The organism is Alteribacillus iranensis, from assembly GCF_900113025.1.
Classification (GTDB): Bacteria; Bacillota; Bacilli; order Bacillales; family Marinococcaceae; genus Alteribacillus_A; species Alteribacillus_A iranensis.
In genome coordinates, this window is sequence record NZ_FONT01000001.1 from 763,158 (window position 1) to 780,388 (window position 17,231).

Consider the following 17,231-nt stretch of genomic DNA (forward strand, 5'->3'; position numbering starts at 1 on the left):
CACCCTCTTCTTCGTTGACCTGAATATTATATGAAGGTAAGTTTGATTTGTGATACCAATTCCACAAAAAAAGCCTCCATAAAGAGGCTAGTCCATTCATTTAAATTTGTCATACAGAGCTTTTTGTACTACATGAGGAACTAGTGTACTGACATCAGCTTCATACTTAGCTACTTCTTTCACAATGCTTGAGCTTAAGTATGAGTACTGGTTATTTGTCATCATAAAAAAAGTTTCAATCCCCGGGTCTAACTTACGATTAATCGATGCCGCCTGCATTTCATATTCAAAATCAGAGACAGCACGAAGTCCCCGAACAATAGTATAAGCTTTTTTCTTTCTCACGTAGTCTATTAATAACCCATTAAATGAGTCAATTTCAACATTATTAATATTGATTGATTTCTCTAACATATCGACACGCTCTTCCACGGAGAACAATGGTACTTTGTTACGGTTGTGCAAGACCGCAACTATTACTTTATCAAAAACATTTGCACTTCTTTCAATGATATCCAAATGACCGTTTGTCACCGGGTCAAAACTCCCGGGATACACTGCGATGGCTGCCATAAACAGGCCCTCCTTCTCTCTCCAGTTCAGTATGTATATATAGTAATTCCCGTATCTCCATATGTAACCGCTTGCGACTTGCGGAATGATTGAATATCTTCAGGTAAAACTGTTTCTGAATGATGTTCACAGACAATTTGTCCCTCTTCCGTAAGTAAATTCTGCTCCTCAATAATTTCCACTATATTGCTCAGTTGTTCTTTGGCGTATGGCGGGTCTAAAAAAATGAGGTCAAACGATCTCTTTCTATTCCCCATTATGTATAACGCACGTTTTGCGTCATTACGATACACTTCTGTGTTTTTCATGATGCCTAAATTTTTTATATTATGTTTCACAACACGAACAGCCTGAGAAGATTGGTCGATAAATACACAAGTGTCACAGCCTCTACTTAACGCTTCGATGCCTAAGTTTCCTGTGCCAGCGTAGAGATCAAGGACAGCTCCTCCATCGAAATAGGGTCCAATTCGGTTAAACAAAGATTCCTTTACTTTATCCGAGGTGGGTCTTGTCTTCATTCCAGGAACCGCTTTTATTGTTCTTCCTTTGTAGTCTCCCGAAATTATTCTCATATTTTTCACGGCCTTTAATTACTGAAGTTTCACTTTATCCTACCACAATTGTTTAAAAACTGGCAATTTCACTGAGGATTTTAGGAAAAATAAGTATAATTACCATCCTTTGCGGTAATAATGAAAAACAGCAGCATGAAGCCATGCTGCTGTTAACCGCGGAGAAGACTTACTTTCCCCATAAGTTCTTCCTCCGGTTTCTCCTCTCCCATAGCCCGAAAAATCGGGCAGGCTGTTCCTTTACCCTGAGGAACAGCCTCTTTTTTCTCGCAATTTAGGTATTACACGGTAGTAAATAATAAACACTCCGATGACTTGCAACAAGGCAGCGATTAAAAATAAACCTCGAATGCCAACTGCTGAAGCAATCAATCCTCCAGCCATGGATCCAAACATTGAACCGAGGAAAAGAAAGCTATTGGAAAACCCATATGTTCTGCTTTCCATCCCGTTAGGTGACAGCTTACGTATTAACGTATTGGCAGCTGGTAACAAACCTCCCAAACATAAACCTACTAGAAAACGCATAACAATAAGCTGCCATAATTCAGTGACAAAGGCTTGTGGAATAGAAAAGACAGCCGCCCCTATGAGAGAACCAAAAAGAACATACTGTGCTCCTTTTCTATCCGTTAGTTTCCCTAACTTAGGGGAAGCTGTCATATTAGCAAACCCCATTACTGATACAGCAAGACCTGCAAAAAAGGCACTATTCGTACCACCGCTTAACTCATCCACTAAAAGAGAGACCATTGGGTTTAAACCAATCAATGAAAACTGGATGATAAATACGAGGACAAATATAAATGGAATTGGCTGTATCGCTGCAACTTTTTTAAAATCCTGCCAAGTACTTGTTTTTTCTTCAGTTTCCGGCCGGGTAAAATCTTCTTTAACAAATAAAAGAACTGTAACCGCAGCGATTGCTACGAACAGTCCAGTAATATTAAAGATCGTTCGAAAACCGAATACCTCCGCCATCAATCCACCAAACAGCGGTCCCGAGATTGTCCCTGCAACAGATCCTGCCTGTAAAATACCTAACGCATAACCGACATGCTGCTTCGGTGTATTTGTTGAAACTAAGGCAATGGATGCAGGGTTAAAACCTGATATCGTCCCATTTAATAACCGGAAAAAGAAAAGGCTCCATGGTCCTGTGGCAAATCCCATTAACACCATGACGATAGCCATTCCAAAACCAGATCGCAACACCATGAGGCGCCGACCATGTTTGTCCGCTAACCGCCCCCACAAAGGAGAAACAAGAAAAGCACTGAAAAAATTTATCCCCGTAATGAGACCGGCCCAAATAGTAACTTCCCGATGCCCTGTAACTCCAAGTTCCTGAAGGTATAATGGTAAAAAAGGAATAATCATGGTCATACCAGACATGACTATAAAAACGGATGCCGTTAATATATATAAGTTTTTTTTCCAGTCTTCCACGAAAAAGGCCCTTCTTTCTTCGCTACAATTGTCCGCTATTATATTATAGAGCAGTAAAACTGGCAAACAAATAACATTCTTGAAACATGCAAAGCATCGATTCGCTGTATTCGACTACCCGCTAGCCTGATATCCTTTCAAGTACAATAAAAAGCTTCCGATTATTCAATCAGAAGCTTACTTTTCTCTCACTGTTTGCTGATCCTTTTTTAAACGGCATGCTTTAAATACCTGCTTGTGCCTGTATTGCTTTACGCTCTTGTGATTCTCTCGGGTGGAGAGGACCACTGTATGTTGTTTCTAATGAAGGTTTTTGCGACTTCTCTACCTTATTCACAAAAGGTAACGCTTCAAGTTTTTCTACGATGGAATCTGATTCTTGATAACTACAATATAAGATAGCATAATTCATATGATTTGAGACATAGTGAACGATACCAAATTTACGCAAATGTCGTGCCTGCTTTGGAGAGTGGAGCCAAACAGCAAGACCGATTCTTTCTTGATACATAGGATATTCTCCTTTTCCCATTTCTTATAGTGTAGCATGCTTTTTCCCATTTGGTAAAATAAAGTTATGTTTACATAATAAAATTATGTTTCACGTACTGTGTGTAACATGCTTGACAATGGATATGTACCATTTCATAATAATATGTAACAGAAAGAATTGTGAGATGACACGTAAAAGCACGGATAGGGAATAGTAGATAGGGATGGCACTTGCAGAGAGTATAGTCCTTGGCTGAAAGACTGTATAAGACCGCCTTCTTTCGAACCTGCCCTTGAGCTGTCAGGGATAGATTCTTAGCCATGTCTGACCGTCTTTCCTTCGTTACAGGAGCCAAGCGGGATAACATGTTTCAAAACAGTGTTATCCAATGAAAGGTGGTACCGCGGAAACCAGGCTCTTCCGTCCTTTACTAGGGACAGAAGAGCTTTTTTATGGTTGCGTGGATTGTGATAACAAGTTTATTAACTCTTCTCCCCTTCCGTGTTATGATTTAATTATTATTGCTGTGTGGGAAGAGTAACGAAACTAGGTGAAATAATGAAAAAAGAACGAATCGTAGTGAAAATAGGGAGCAGCTCCTTAACAAAACCAGGCGGCGAATTAAGCCGTACAAAATTAAATATGTATGCTTCTGCAATTGCGCAGTTACGTACTGCAGGTCACCAAGTCATTCTTATATCTTCCGGTGCTGTAGCAGCTGGTTTCTCTGGACTTAAATACCCGTCACGTCCAGTTACATTAGCTGGAAAACAAGCTGCAGCAGCAGTAGGACAAGGGTTGCTCATGCAAGCTTATACCGAAGCATTTAGCGAATACGGATATGAGACTGGCCAAATTTTATTAACGAGAAGCAATTTCTCAAATAAACTGCAGTACCAAAATGCCTATGCCACCTTAAGTGAACTATTGCGTCGCGGCGTGATCCCAATCATTAATGAAAATGACACAATTGCCGTTGATGAGCTTACTTTTGGAGACAACGATATGTTATCAGCTCTCGTAGGTGGATTAATTCACGCTGATTGTCTGCTTATATTAACAGACATTGATGGCATCTATGACGCCAATCCAAAAGGCCACCCCGATGCCAAACGATACCAGTTTTTGAGTGAAATCCCAGACGAGCTGTATCTACAGGCAGGAGAAGCTGGCAGTAACGTTGGGACAGGTGGTATGCGTTCGAAGTTAGATGCAGCAAAGACAGCTATGTCACTAGGATTGCGTGTTTTTATCGGCCTAGGAGAACAGGAAAATTGCCTAGTCGATATTATTTCCGGAAAAGGAAACGGGACGTATATCGGGTTCAGCGGTAATGAAGTATTGAATAATAAGAAACAGTGGCTTGCTCTTCATTCATTGCCAGCCGGTGAACTGTACATTGACAACGGTGCAAAGAAAGCCTTGTTATTTAAAGGAAAAAGCCTTCTCCCCGCTGGAATTACAACCGTACATGGCCGTTTTGAATCGGGAGCAGTAGTAGAGGTGAAGGATATTCATGGTCGTTTGCTTGGCAAAGGACAAGTGAATATGTCAGCGGACGAATTAAATGATATAAAAGGCAAGTCTACTGCAGAAGCCGCGCAATATACAAAAACCAAACGCCCTGAAGTCATCCACCGAGATGACTGGGTCTATATTGAAAAGGAGAGAGTATAAGAATGAGCAATGCATTATCGACAATGAGAGAACAAGGAAAAAAAGTTAAGCAAAGCTCTGATCAAATTGGACAACTAACAACAAAAGACAAGAATGACCTCCTACTAGCTATGCGCGAGCAACTACTCAAAGATACAGGGACCCTCCTTCGGGAAAATGAAAAAGACATACAAGCTGGAATGGACAACGGTCTTTCCACTGCATTAATAGATCGTTTGCGCTTATCTGAAGAAAGAATTGAAGGGATGGCACAAGGGTTCGAACAAATTGCGTCATTAGAAGACCCTATCGGTCAAATGATAGATAGCTGGGAACGACCAAATGGGTTGCAAATACAAAAAATCCGCGTACCACTTGGGGTCGCTGGCATTATATATGAAGCACGACCTAATGTAACGGCTGACGCTGCTGCGTTGTGCCTTAAGACAGGCAATGCTGTGTTTTTACGAGGTAGTTCATCTGCCTACCATTCTAACAAAGCGATCGTTTCTTCCATCCATGATGCCATGATCAGACAAGGAATCCCAACGGATGCCGTTCAACTTGCAGAAGACACGTCGAGAGAGGCCGCTTCTGAAATGTTTACGATGAATGAATATCTGGATGTATTAATTCCTAGAGGCGGAGCCGGATTAATCCAAGCTGTTGTTAAAAATTCTTCCATCCCTGTACTTGAGACAGGAGTAGGCAATTGTCATGTGTATATTGATGAATCGGCTGCACGTGAGATGGCCATTGAAATTGCTATTAACGCTAAAACTCAGCGTCCTTCTGTCTGTAATGCTGCAGAAACGATTGTACTGCATGAAAAGTGGGCTTCTGAGCATGGGTATGAATTAATTCAGGCCCTTATCGATAAAGATGTGGAAATTCGTGGCGATAAAAACATCCAAAAACTACATGATAATGTGAAAGAAGCAACGGAAAAAGATTGGTCGGAAGAATATTTAGATTTAACCGTTGCGATGAAAACAGTACAAGATACTGACGAAGCAATCACTCATATTAAGCAATACGGAACGGGGCACTCTGAAGCAATTGTTACAGAAAATGAACAAAATAAACAAGCTTTTTTACAACAGCTTGATGCTGCGGCTCTTTACCATAATGCGTCCACTCGTTTTACTGATGGGTTTGAATTTGGTTTTGGCGCAGAAATCGGGATAAGTACTCAAAAATTACATGCAAGAGGTCCGATGGGATTAGAGGCACTTACCTCATCAAAATATGTAGTCCATGGAAATGGACAAATTAAGTAAATGTATCAGCTTACTGTTCTAGACAATAACGATTCAGTTCTCTTGTTATTGCATTCCAATAGATGATATAAGAACAGGAATAGGAGGCCGTGTCATGCTAGAAGGAAAAAAAGTTGCGTTTATAGGGGCCGGTTCGATGGCGGAATCCATATTTGCCGGTTTAATTTCTGAACAACTATTAGACGCAGAAAACATTATCGTTACCAATAAATCCAATCATGAAAAATTGCAACGACTTCATAGCCAGTATGGTGTATCGATAACCACTTCACACAAAGAAGCAATGGAAAAAGCTGAGGTTATTGTCCTGGCTATGAAACCAAAACACATTGAAGAATCAGCACATACATTGAAGGAGCATCTTCATGATCAACACTTGCTTATTTCCGTGTTAGCCGGTGTGTCCACTTCCTATATGGAACAACTCTTTGGCGGAAATCCTGCTATTATCCGAACGATGCCCAACACATCAGCGAAAGTCGGGGCCTCAGCAACCGTAATATGTGCTGGACAGTATGCAACGGAAGACCACATTCAAATGGCTCGTGCTCTTTTCTCTGCCGTAGGTGCGGTTAGCATTCTTCATGAATCTGAGATTGATCGGATTACTGGCATATCAGGAAGTGGCCCTGCTTATATGTATTACTTTGTAGAAGCGATGGAAGAAGCTGCTGCAGAAGCTGGCCTTCCTGAAGAAGAGTCAAAAGAACTCATCATCCAGACATTGGCAGGTGCAGCGAAACGACTGCGTTCTTCAGAAAAAACACCGAAAGAATTGTATCAAGAGGTAATGAGTCCAAACGGCACAACAGAAGCCGCATTTCGTGTTCTGGAAGAAAATAATGTAGCAGCACATTTTAAGGATGCCATGAAAGCTTCTATGAAACGTGCAGCCGAATTAGGTTCTTCTCCTGAATCCTAAACGAAACGACTGTCCCGACTTATTCACCACAGCGGGACAGTTTTTTTATGCCATATCTTTTCGCCGCTTTTTATAGGTGACGTCTCTGCATAGACATCAATTTTTCTTGGTCAGTCAAGTTTTTGTATCCTTCGTTTTCCATTACTTATCGCCAGTTAGTATTCACCTCATGTTATTTAAGGAGAGGATTCATATTTTATGGAACGAGTAGTTCATTCGCATTGGAGAGATAAGATTCATCAGTTAACAGAACACCGGTTATTTATCACCATTGTCATGGTGAGCATTTTTATCAATGCAATTATTGTAGGGTTAGAAACTTTTCCAGAGCTTTACCAGTCTTACTCTTCTTGGTTTTATACAGCCGATCGGTTATTATTATGGATTTTCACTGTAGAAATACTTCTTCGTATAATAGGGGCTCGGCCATTTTACTCTTTCTTCACCAGTCCATGGAACTGGTTTGATTTTCTCATCGTGTTCGCAGGTCATGTTTTTGTTGGAGCTCACTTTGTAACCGTTCTCCGGGTATTAAGAGTATTACGTGTATTACGAACAATCACTGTTATGCCTGCCCTCCGTAGATTGGTTGATGCATTGTTACTAACAATACCAGCCCTTGGAAATATACTTTTATTAATGAGTATCATATTTTATATATATGCCGTGATGGGTACACTGTTATTTCAAAACATAGCTCCTCATCAATTTGGAAATATCTTCTTATCCCTGCTCACACTCTTCCAAGTGGTGACATTAGAATCATGGGCCACGGGAGTAATGTGGCCAATCTTTGAGCATTCCCCTTGGTCATGGATTTATTTTGTGAGTTTTGTTCTTGTAGGAACCTTTGTGATTTTTAACTTGTTTGTGGGCGTGATTGTTAACAACGTCGAAAAAGCAAATGAAATGGAAACACAAGAGCTCAAAAAAAATAAACAAGAAGAAGCCAACGAACCTGCGAATCCAAATGTTTCTCCTAAAGACTTACAGGAACTACGTAAAGAAATCCAAGAGCTGAAAGAATTGATGATAAGGAAGCAATAAGGCAAGGTGGGATTACCTTAAGTGCAATAGCAATTCTTTCGGGTTTTCTAATATTTCAGCTAGACGGTTAGTAAAAGACACTGCTGTCCCTCCATCTGCTACCCGATGATCGAAAGACATCGATATGTTCATCATTGGACGCACGACGATCTCGTCTTTTTCTGTGACAACAGCTCTCTTTTTTGTCTTATGGAAGGAGACGAGACCCGTCTCAGGGTAATTAATGATGGGAGTAGCCCCTATACTTCCCATAGGGCCCACATTGCTAATCGTGATTGTACTCCCTTTCATTTCAGACGGCGACAATGTCCCTCCTCGTACTCGTTCATTTAGATTCTTTATTTCCTCATGTAATTCTCTTATTGTTTTCTTGTCTGCTTCTCTCAATACCGGTACTAGCAAACCTTGTTTCGAATCAGCGGCAAGACCGATATGATACTCTTTTTTTAAATAGATGACTTCTTTTTCATCATCTAATTCTGCATTAAATATAGGAAAGTCTTTTAGTGCGATAACAAGTGCTTTTACGAAAAACGCCGTTGCTGAAATGGAACTATCTACTCTTTTTAGCTCCTCTTTCAGTTCATATAAACGTGACATATCCACTTCTTCAAAATGAGTGACATGGGGAATTGTAAATAAAGAGTGCGTCATTCTTTTGGCAATCTGTTTTCGTACCCCTTTAAATGGAAGTATTTCCGCTGATCCCGCTCCCTTTCTGTCACTATCTTTCTGTTTGGATGATTTCATCAAGTTTGTTGAAGGTGTGAATTTACTTTCGTTCTCCGGCTCTCTTTTTTTATTTATGCTTACGTATTGATGAACATCTTCTTCGGTCACTATGTCACTTGAATGTACTTTTGCTATTTCTTCTACCTGAATACCATAGTCTCTCGCTATTTTTCTGGTATATGGAGCTGCTCTTACTCGATTGTATTTATTGTCCTTATCAGGAACTTTCTTCTTCTTTTGAAAAGAAGGTGGCGGTTTTTCAACTTCCCTATCCCGGTCACTTGTTTCGTTTTCTAATACTATTACAGTCGTCCCTACGGTAATGGTGTCTCCTTCTTCTACTCGTACTTCTTTGACTACTCCAGCAGAAGGAGAAGGCAGTTCAGCCGTCATCTTATCAGTCTGAATTTCGAGCAGTGGTTCGTCTGCTTCCACGAACTGTCCAGAGACAACCCAACATTTAATCACTTCTGCTTCTGTCAACCCTTCTCCTATATCGTGTAATTTAACTTCTTTCACGCCCTCCCCTCCCTCTTAGAATGAATACACTTTATGAATGGCGGTTTGAATTCTAGCCGCAGAAGGCAAATAATGGTCTTCAAGTGAAAACATGGGCACTGGCACATCAAAACCTGTTACCTTTTCGATGGGAGCTTTCAAATACATAAATGCTTGCTTGTTAATCACAGAAAGAATATCATTTCCCACTCCACCTGTTTCATGAGCTTCGTGCACGATAACTACTCTTCCTGTCTTCTGCACGGAGTCAGCGATGATGTCTTGGTCCAGAGGATATAATGTTCGTACATCAATAACATCACATTCTATGTCTCTGTTTTCCATTGAATCTGCCGCTTCTTTAGCTGTTTTCACCATAGCTCCCCACGTAATAACGGTTACGTCTTTTCCTTCTTTTACTTTCTTTCCTTTTCCGATTTCCTCTTTATAATAACCTTCCGGAACCTCTTCTTTACCAGACCGGTATAATCGCATGGATTCCATAAATAATACAGGGTCAGGATCTTCCATTGCAGAAATGAGCAGCCCCTTTGCATCATAGGGACTTGATGGACAAATAACTTTAATACCTGGCATATGGGTGAAATAGGCTTCTGTGCTATCTGAATGTATTTCCGGCGCTCTTACACCTGCCCCATAGGGAGCGCGAATGACCATTGGTACTGTTAGTTCTCCTCGCGTTCTCATTCGCATTCTTGTGACATGGGTAGCGATTTGTTCAAACGCTGGATAAATAAACCCTAAAAATTGTATTTCAAGAACCGGTCTCATCCCATTGACTGCCAGTCCCACCCCTGTACCAATGATACCTGCTTCACTTAACGGAGTATCAACGACCCGATCCTCGCCATATTTTTTTTGAAGTCCATCCGTTGCTCGAAATACACCTCCGTTTTTACCAATATCTTCTCCTAAAAGCATTACTCTTTCGTCTCTTTCAAGCATTACATCAAGTGCGTCTGTTATTGCTTGCACCATTGTTATATTCTTTTGTCCCAGCGCAAAATCATTCGTTTTATTTTTCTTATTAGCGGATATGAGACTCAAACTTTTTCCCCCCTTATCCATTCCATGTACTCATTTTTTTGTTCAACAATAGACCGTGGCATTATTTCAAACACATGATCAAAGATGTCTTCTATTTCTGCTTTTGGGAAGTTTTCCATTTCCATAATTGCCTCTTGTATCTCTGTTTCAATTGCTTTCTCTGTCTCTTTTATCCACGTTTCATTCTCAAACCCATGTTTATGCATAAATCTTTCCAATCTTCTTATCGGGTCTACGTGTTCTCGTTGCCGCTCTACTTCCTCCTGATCTCTATATTTTGAAGGGTCATCCGCGGTAGTATGGGCTCCAAATCTTTGTGTAACTGCTTCAATCAAAGTTGGACCTTCGCCTTTCTTGGCCCGTTCTAAGGCTTTCTGTGTTTCAAAATAAACAGCAACAATATCATTTCCATCTACTCGAATACCAGGTATGCCGTAGGCTACACTTTTTTGCACGATTGATTCTGAATTCATTTGTTTATAGACAGGAACGGAAATAGCATATCCATTGTTTTGATTAAAGAAGACAACCGGGCTTTTTAGAACACTGGCGAAGTTAAGACCCTCGTGAAAATCGCCTTCAGATGTCGCACCGTCTCCAAAATATACTAAACACGCATTATTTGTGCCTTTTCGAACCTCTGCCCAAGCTGTACCAACCGCATGCGGAAGTTGTGTCGCTATCGGTACCGCTGGTGGAAAAATTCGCTTACCAGGATGAAAACTCCCTTCCATTCGACCGTTCCAATACAAAAGCACTCTCATCATTTCAGCGCCATGCGTTAATAGCGCACCGTGGTCCCGATATGTTGGCAACATCCAATCCATCGTATCTAACGCTAATGCACTTCCTACTTGAGCGGCTTCCTGCCCCTCATACATGGCATATGTTCCGAGTCGCCCTTGCCTTTGTAAATTTTTGGCACTTCTGTCAAAAGCTCTAATTCGTTTCATATGAAAGTAAAATTTCTTCACCAATTCCTCAGATATTTTTTCCTTTAAAGAAGGATCTACCATGTTTCCATCTTCTTTTATACAACGAACAAGTGGAAAATTCATAGAATGTTATCCCTCCTTCTCACTTAATAAAGCGCTTTCAAAAATAGTGACGAAATTCATACGCTTTCTTTTAATCTGTAATGCTTATATTTGACTTGAATTTACTATAACTGAATATATAAAGTCAATGATTTTGTTATAAATCTTTCAAAAATTAGTGCAGTTTGTTCAAGCACTCTATTTTCCATTCAATTCGCCAATTCACTGTTTTTTCTAATATCCGAATGTTATACAAAGTGAAATCATAGCGTTTTTTAATTGTGTTGCAGTGCTCATCATTCCTGTACCTACCATCATACCTCAAAATCGAAATGGCGAACGATAACATATAATTTTTGATTGTTCATGCGTATTTTCATCAAATAACTTCTCGAAAAAAAATGAACTCGTTTTCTTTTATTACTATATTATGTTTCGGCTTTTATTTTATTAATATAATGTGATTTAAAGCGTTAACACTTATAAGTGTTAACGCTTTGGAGCAATAAAATATTACGATATATATTTCATCCGTTAAAATGATGTAATGAAACGCCTACACCTATTGTGGCACCGGTCACAATGTTGCTTTTACGCTTGTAATCTCCAGGACATCCTTTCATTTACTGGTTGGGATATCTCTACTAAAGACTCCCTCACCCTTAATTCGCTAACTCCCTATCCAACTTATAACAAAAAAAGCCAGGCCTATAAGCCTGACTTTTGCTTCGATACGTAAAAATAAAACTACAGCTATTGTAATACTTCCTTGGAACTGAAAAATTCTTCATATAAGCCTCGAATGGCTACTTCTACATCATCTTCATGAATTCCAAAAGATAAGGAGACTTCTGATGACCCTTGGTTGATCATATCAATATTAATTCCTTGATCGGACATTGCTTTCGTTGCACGCGCCGCAATTCCTACTGTCTCATGCATGCCTTCACCGACGAGCATGATCATGGCATGGTCCTTTTCAATATAAGCATCATCCACTTGTAATTCGTCACGTACGCGCCTCAAAATATTTTCCTCTTTTTCCGGAGTTAATTGATCTTCTTCTAATATGACGGAAGTGTCATCAATTCCTGAAGGCATGTGCTCGTAAGATATCCCTTCATCCTCAATAATTTCTAATAGCCGGCGACCAAAGCCAATCTCTCGGTTCATCAAATATTTACGAACATAAATAGTGCTAAACCCTTTCTTTGCTGCAATCCCAATGACTGGGTTTAAAGCGTACTCTCGCTCATTGATGATCATTGTACCATTTGATTCCGGGTTATTTGTATTTTTTACGCAAACCGGAATGTTACTCTGGAAGGCAGGGATAAGCGCTTCATCATGAAACACGCCAAAGCCAGCGTAAGATAGCTCTCTCATCTCACGATATGTCATGCGCTTAATTGCCACTGGATCACTCACAACTGTCGGGTTAGCAGCAAATACGGAGTCTACATCCGTAAAGTTTTCATATAAATCTGCCTTAATTCCCGCCGCAAGAATAGAACCTGTTATATCAGAGCCTCCTCTAGGAAACGTGACAAGACGTCCCTCTTTCGAATAGCCAAAAAACCCAGGAAATACTAAAATTCCTCTTCTGTTTCTTAATTGATACAGATTTTCGTAAGACTCCGGTAAAACTTGAGCATTTCCCGGTGTATCACTTACAAATAAACCTGCTTCTTCTGGGTTCACATACTCAGCATCATAGCCCATACTCTGTAAGTATCGTGCAAATAATTTTGCGTTATTATCTTCTCCACTCGCCTTAAGTTGGTCCATAAACTGGGCAGAGTGTGAGGTATCGAAGGCAAGTCGGCTGCGCAGATCATCTTCAATCGTGTTTGTTATCTCTTCACCTAATCCTAACTCTTCCGCGATTTCACGGTAACGGCTGACCACATGTTGCAGGGCTGTCTCCGTATCCTTTTTACTTAACGCTGCTTCACCTAATTCAATAAGAAGATCAGTCACTTTCGTATCTTCACCGCTGCGCTTCCCCGGTGCAGATACGACAATGACCTTTCTGTCCGTGTCTGACGTAACGATACCTGTTACTTTTTTCATTTGTTCTGCATTAGCGAGGGATGTCCCTCCGAATTTAGCTACTTTTAACAATTCTCCACAACTCCCACTTTTGTCTTTCGACGTTTCTGAAATTGCACAAATCTTAGACTATCACAACAACCTCTCGTCTACAAAGTCGCTGTCATTCCGTTAAGTACAGTTCTTATACTTATGAGCACCTCAGGAAAAGTCAACCTGCTTACGCTTTAAATCTTTCGCGTATCCTTACCCGAATGAAGATCTCCTGACTTTTCCTAGCTGCTCAATGTTTACTCTCTACTGCCAAACCGCTTCATCATCCCATTTTGTCTCCCGGAGTCCCATCATTTTAAAGAGAGCGATGTTGATAGGGACCTCCTCTTCTACTACGCTGTCTGCGGTACATGAAGACTCAGGTTTGTATCCTAATTCAGTTGCCTCCTGATACGTCGTTTCCTGTAAATAATTAGTTAATTCCGCTTCATTGAAACACGGAGGGGTGACGTACACTTGGTTCGTATGATCTACAATAGTACGGACATCAGGGGGAGCTGTCAGTTGGACCGGTATCAAAAATCCCGAAACAATTAAAATAACAAATAAGATGATCGCTCCATTGATTAATTTCTTCACATTATCTCCTCAATCCAACCATGTAATGCTTTCTGCTTCATGACGTTTTTTTGGTTTAGGCTGCGTACCTTCTGGATAGCCAACAAAGAGTATCCCTACGACTTCTTCATTTTCTTCTGCACTAATAATACGGGCCACTTCTTCATCCTGAACGAGGGCTCCAGTAGACCATTTTGTACCTACGCCTTCTGACCATACAGACAGCATGAAGTTTTGAATAGCTGCAGAGACTGCTGCATAATCTTCTCGATCACGCACAGGATCCTCGGGTGTTCTTCGCGCAGTAACTACGACAACCCACGGAAGATCTACCATAGATTGATATCCCTTTTCTTGCGCTGTCTTTGCTCTTTCGTCACCTTCCTCAAATTTAGACGCTTTAAAATATCCTCGGCGTTTTGCTAATTTCTCTTTTGATTCCCCTTCTAATATATAGAAATGCCATGGTTCCGTATTTTTATGATTAGGGGCGAGCATAGCACATTCCGTGGCTCGCTTAACGATGTCACGGTCTACAGGCTGCTTTGAAAATGTGCTGATAGTTCTTCTTGTTAATAGCCCTTCTCTTAATTCCATAGTTACCTCTCCTCTTCTTTTTCTATCCAACTCTTATTATACCGTTTTTTTAAGTATGCTCCCAGTTATCCACTTGAAAAATCAACGAATTTTCCACGCAAACTATGTCAAAAAATTACTCCTAAGTCATAGGATAAACAGAAAGAATCCTATTCTGGCGGATAAGATGTTTACGGATTGATGAAACGGGTATTAGAGAATTATGTCGAGTTTTGTCTTTTCCTTGTCGTTAGGGTTTCCCTACATAGGAAAACGCTTACATCTTTATCTTGACATCCTATTTCTAACACCCTACTATTAAATTGGATACTAAAGATTTTCGGCAATTGGGCCACTTTCTTTTTCGACCTGTAAATTTAAACGAAAGAAAGTGATAAGTATGTTGCTTCAGGCATTAAAAGATAGTCAAATTATGGATAATGAAATTAAAAAATTAATGATCCCTCATGAAAAAGTAGCTCATGTACAATCAAATAATCCACTGGATCACGCATTGCTTGTATTGATTAAATCAGGCTACACAGCTATCCCTGTACTCGATACGGATTATAAAGTACAGGGCCAAATAAGCAAAGCTCAAATTTTAGATTCCATCTTGGGTATTGAGCGTATTGAAATGGAGAGGCTTCATGATTATAAAGTTGATGAAGTGATGTCTAATAAAGTACCGCGAATGAATCAAAATGAAACATTCGGGAAGGCTCTTATGCTCTCTATTAACCATCCTTTTGTATGTATCGAAGATGATGAGCAATCTTTTATCGGTATTATGACACGCCGTTCTATTCTTGCTCTCATTCACCGCCATCTTGGAAAATAACATAACGTTTTCTTACCCATAAATCCTGCATTCTACCTGTCTTTAAAAGAAAGATGGCCCTTTATACACCACAAAACTCCGAGCTGCCCAGCTCGGAGTTTTTTAATAGTTATGGACACAATTTTTTAGCCACTTTACGAACAACCACAGGCTTGCCCTGATCCACAACCACCACTGCAAGAGGCATTATCAAAATGAGGATTTCCTGTAGGAACTTTAATCGTAGGAGAAACAGCTCCGGCTACCTCAGCACAAATTTCATTTAATAACGTTTCTAGTGCTTTTTCCGCTTTTTTGAAAGATGCCACGGATTCATGCATATCCATTTCCCGTTTCGCTGACCGTATATGACGGGAAATGGTTTTATAATCTGGATGATATTTTCCGAAACGCTGAACTTCCTCATACTGATCTTTCCACTTATTAAATTCACTAATGAGTCTTTGAGCTTCCTCATCATTTGTTAACCGCTGTTTTGCTTGTTGATAATCTATAAATACATCAGACTGTAGAATAGCTTCCCCCATTATTTGAGCCTCTTCTAATACGTCTGTCGAAGCAGAAACTACTGCAGACATGAAAACACCTCCATCTTCTTATTATACATTCTATCAACGATGGATGAAAAGTATAATCACTACGACTGATTTACTTTTATCTCAAACGAAATAGGTTCTGCAAATTGCTTACCATTGTGTTCCACTGGTATGATTTCCATCGTATGTTCTCCGGGAGGCATATTTTTCAACATGAAAGCTGCTTGATGCATTTCTGCAGTTTTTTGACCATTCATCTTAATAAGCAAGTACCCTCCATTTTCTTTCATTTCTTTAGTTAAAGAGAAATCAGGAATGATGCATTCTACGTATAAATCTTGGTTTTTCAATTTATACTGAAGTGACCAATTTTCTTGTTTTATCCCTTTCATATTGGCAGCTTGGACGGAAACGTCGCTGCGAATTTCTAATATCTCCATTGCTTGTGATTCTTCACCATGAAACAAAAACATCCCTGTCAGACTTCCTATACTCAACGCTAACATGATATATTTCCACATAAAAATCCTCCTCTGCCTAAAAGTTGCACGATTCTCTTATCTTGAGACGTACTTCACTTATTATGTGGCAGAGAAGTCTTTTTAAACCACTTTACTTGTTACTAATCAGATTAAACAGCATTAAAGCTAAGTCCATGTTGCTTTTCCACCGTTCAAGCTTTTGGGGAAGCGTCTGCCCATGATAGCGCCGAGCTTCTTCAATGAACTCATAAACGGTTTCTGGATTTGCATTCAAACGTCGATACCAGTGTGGATGGAAACGAATAAATTCTTTATATTCCGGTTTCGATGTAATAAATTGATACATGTCAGGCTGCATGTTCTAATCCCCCCTTAAAACCCGCGGAACGAAAAAGGATCCTGTGGTGGTTTTGGAGGTCCGGGAGGCTTTTGAAACTGTTGAAGCAGACGTTGAACATTTCCGATCATCCCACTGAATTGAGACATCTGCTGTTGCAATTCTTGGATGTTCACTTGACTGAGCATCTTCATGACAGTACCGAGGGAATCTCCTTGTTCTGTTACAGGGCTGCTTTTATCTTCCTTCGTATCTTTATAGTTTTTCCAATCGTCATGCTCTTCACCTAAAACGATCCAGTCTTGGTATAGATCATTCCATGTCCTTCGTCCTTCCCTCACTTCTCTTATGAGGAGCGGATGATCATAAATGAACCTTCTAAATTCCTGTAACGATGAAGGTAACGATTCTTCACTCATTATCTCCACCTCCATTCTTTTTTCTCATCCTATGCATAGATACCCA

At 40.1% G+C, this 17,231-nt stretch carries 19 protein-coding genes and 1 other annotated feature; of the genes, 5 read left to right on the forward strand and 14 right to left on the reverse strand.

Going from position 1 to position 17,231, the window contains the following annotated elements; translation table 11 throughout:
- Window positions 1–96: 96 nt before the first annotated feature.
- From coaD to BM095_RS03785, 4 genes are all read right to left on the reverse strand, one after another.
- The gene (coaD, locus tag BM095_RS03770; protein ID WP_091657584.1) at window positions 97–573 is read right to left on the reverse strand and encodes a pantetheine-phosphate adenylyltransferase; all 477 of its coding nucleotides are present in this window, start codon (window positions 571–573) and stop codon (window positions 97–99) included.
- 26 nt (window positions 574–599) lie between these two features.
- Window positions 600–1,157: a 16S rRNA (guanine(966)-N(2))-methyltransferase RsmD gene (gene rsmD, locus BM095_RS03775; RefSeq protein ID WP_322787591.1), complete on the reverse strand. Its 558-nt coding sequence runs from the start codon at window positions 1,155–1,157 to the stop codon at window positions 600–602.
- 231 nt (window positions 1,158–1,388) lie between these two features.
- Window positions 1,389–2,597 (reverse strand): MFS transporter, encoded by a 1,209-nt coding sequence (locus BM095_RS03780; protein WP_091657587.1) that lies wholly within the window; start codon window positions 2,595–2,597, stop codon window positions 1,389–1,391.
- Window positions 2,598–2,820: 223 nt separating this feature from the next.
- Entirely contained in the window at window positions 2,821–3,108 is a 288-nt protein-coding gene (locus tag BM095_RS03785; protein WP_091657590.1) for a YlbG family protein, read from the reverse strand.
- A 173-nt stretch (window positions 3,109–3,281) separates the two neighbouring features.
- Window positions 3,282–3,521, forward strand: a binding site (T-box leader).
- 127 nt (window positions 3,522–3,648) lie between these two features.
- Between BM095_RS03785 and proB the strand changes: the two genes are divergently transcribed.
- The 4 genes from proB (at window position 3,649) to BM095_RS03805 (ending at window position 7,995) form a co-directional block, all read left to right on the forward strand.
- Window positions 3,649–4,767, forward strand: a complete 1,119-nt coding sequence (gene proB, locus BM095_RS03790) for a glutamate 5-kinase (RefSeq protein WP_091657591.1) — start codon at window positions 3,649–3,651, stop codon at window positions 4,765–4,767.
- Window positions 4,768–4,769: 2 nt separating this feature from the next.
- Window positions 4,770–6,026 carry a glutamate-5-semialdehyde dehydrogenase gene (locus BM095_RS03795; protein WP_091657594.1) on the forward strand — a complete coding sequence of 419 codons (1,257 nt, stop codon included), beginning with the start codon at window positions 4,770–4,772 and terminating at the stop codon, window positions 6,024–6,026.
- Between the two features lie 94 nt (window positions 6,027–6,120).
- Window positions 6,121–6,948 carry a pyrroline-5-carboxylate reductase gene (gene proC, locus BM095_RS03800; RefSeq protein WP_091657596.1) on the forward strand — a complete coding sequence of 276 codons (828 nt, stop codon included), beginning with the start codon at window positions 6,121–6,123 and terminating at the stop codon, window positions 6,946–6,948.
- Window positions 6,949–7,146: 198 nt separating this feature from the next.
- Window positions 7,147–7,995 (forward strand): ion transporter, encoded by an 849-nt coding sequence (locus BM095_RS03805; protein ID WP_091657599.1) that lies wholly within the window; start codon window positions 7,147–7,149, stop codon window positions 7,993–7,995.
- A 12-nt stretch (window positions 7,996–8,007) separates the two neighbouring features.
- Here the strand turns inward: BM095_RS03805 and BM095_RS03810 are convergent, their stop codons facing one another.
- From BM095_RS03810 to BM095_RS03835, 6 genes are all read right to left on the reverse strand, one after another.
- Window positions 8,008–9,246 carry a dihydrolipoamide acetyltransferase family protein gene (locus tag BM095_RS03810; protein WP_091657602.1) on the reverse strand — a complete coding sequence of 413 codons (1,239 nt, stop codon included), beginning with the start codon at window positions 9,244–9,246 and terminating at the stop codon, window positions 8,008–8,010.
- A gap of 15 nt (window positions 9,247–9,261) precedes the next feature.
- Window positions 9,262–10,224, reverse strand: coding sequence for an alpha-ketoacid dehydrogenase subunit beta (locus tag BM095_RS03815; protein ID WP_245757803.1), 963 nt, complete (start codon window positions 10,222–10,224; stop codon window positions 9,262–9,264).
- Between the two features lie 65 nt (window positions 10,225–10,289).
- On the reverse strand, window positions 10,290–11,351 hold the full coding sequence (pdhA, locus tag BM095_RS03820) for a pyruvate dehydrogenase (acetyl-transferring) E1 component subunit alpha (RefSeq protein ID WP_091657608.1): 1,062 nt from the start codon (window positions 11,349–11,351) through the stop codon (window positions 10,290–10,292).
- A gap of 732 nt (window positions 11,352–12,083) precedes the next feature.
- On the reverse strand, window positions 12,084–13,454 hold the full coding sequence (locus tag BM095_RS03825; RefSeq protein ID WP_281243858.1) for an aspartate kinase: 1,371 nt from the start codon (window positions 13,452–13,454) through the stop codon (window positions 12,084–12,086).
- A gap of 225 nt (window positions 13,455–13,679) precedes the next feature.
- A complete protein-coding gene (locus tag BM095_RS03830) occupies window positions 13,680–14,015 on the reverse strand; it encodes a hypothetical protein (protein ID WP_091657611.1) in 336 nt (111 codons plus the stop codon).
- A gap of 9 nt (window positions 14,016–14,024) precedes the next feature.
- A complete protein-coding gene (locus BM095_RS03835; RefSeq protein WP_091657614.1) occupies window positions 14,025–14,591 on the reverse strand; it encodes a nitroreductase family protein in 567 nt (188 codons plus the stop codon).
- 379 nt (window positions 14,592–14,970) lie between these two features.
- On the opposite strand from BM095_RS03835, the gene cbpB reads away from it, so the two are divergent.
- Window positions 14,971–15,411, forward strand: coding sequence for a cyclic-di-AMP-binding protein CbpB (gene cbpB, locus BM095_RS03840; protein WP_143083173.1), 441 nt, complete (start codon window positions 14,971–14,973; stop codon window positions 15,409–15,411).
- A gap of 134 nt (window positions 15,412–15,545) precedes the next feature.
- Here the strand turns inward: cbpB and BM095_RS03845 are convergent, their stop codons facing one another.
- The 4 genes from BM095_RS03845 to ylbD form a co-directional block, all read right to left on the reverse strand.
- Complete coding sequence (locus BM095_RS03845; protein ID WP_091657617.1) at window positions 15,546–15,989, reverse strand: YlbF family regulator; 444 nt, start codon at window positions 15,987–15,989, stop codon at window positions 15,546–15,548.
- 59 nt (window positions 15,990–16,048) lie between these two features.
- Window positions 16,049–16,468 (reverse strand): hypothetical protein, encoded by a 420-nt coding sequence (locus tag BM095_RS03850; RefSeq protein WP_091657618.1) that lies wholly within the window; start codon window positions 16,466–16,468, stop codon window positions 16,049–16,051.
- A 91-nt stretch (window positions 16,469–16,559) separates the two neighbouring features.
- Window positions 16,560–16,787 (reverse strand): YlbE-like family protein, encoded by a 228-nt coding sequence (locus BM095_RS03855; RefSeq protein WP_091657621.1) that lies wholly within the window; start codon window positions 16,785–16,787, stop codon window positions 16,560–16,562.
- 14 nt (window positions 16,788–16,801) lie between these two features.
- Window positions 16,802–17,185, reverse strand: coding sequence for a spore coat protein YlbD (gene ylbD / locus BM095_RS03860; protein ID WP_177194674.1), 384 nt, complete (start codon window positions 17,183–17,185; stop codon window positions 16,802–16,804).
- Between the last annotated feature and the right edge of the window lie 46 nt (window positions 17,186–17,231).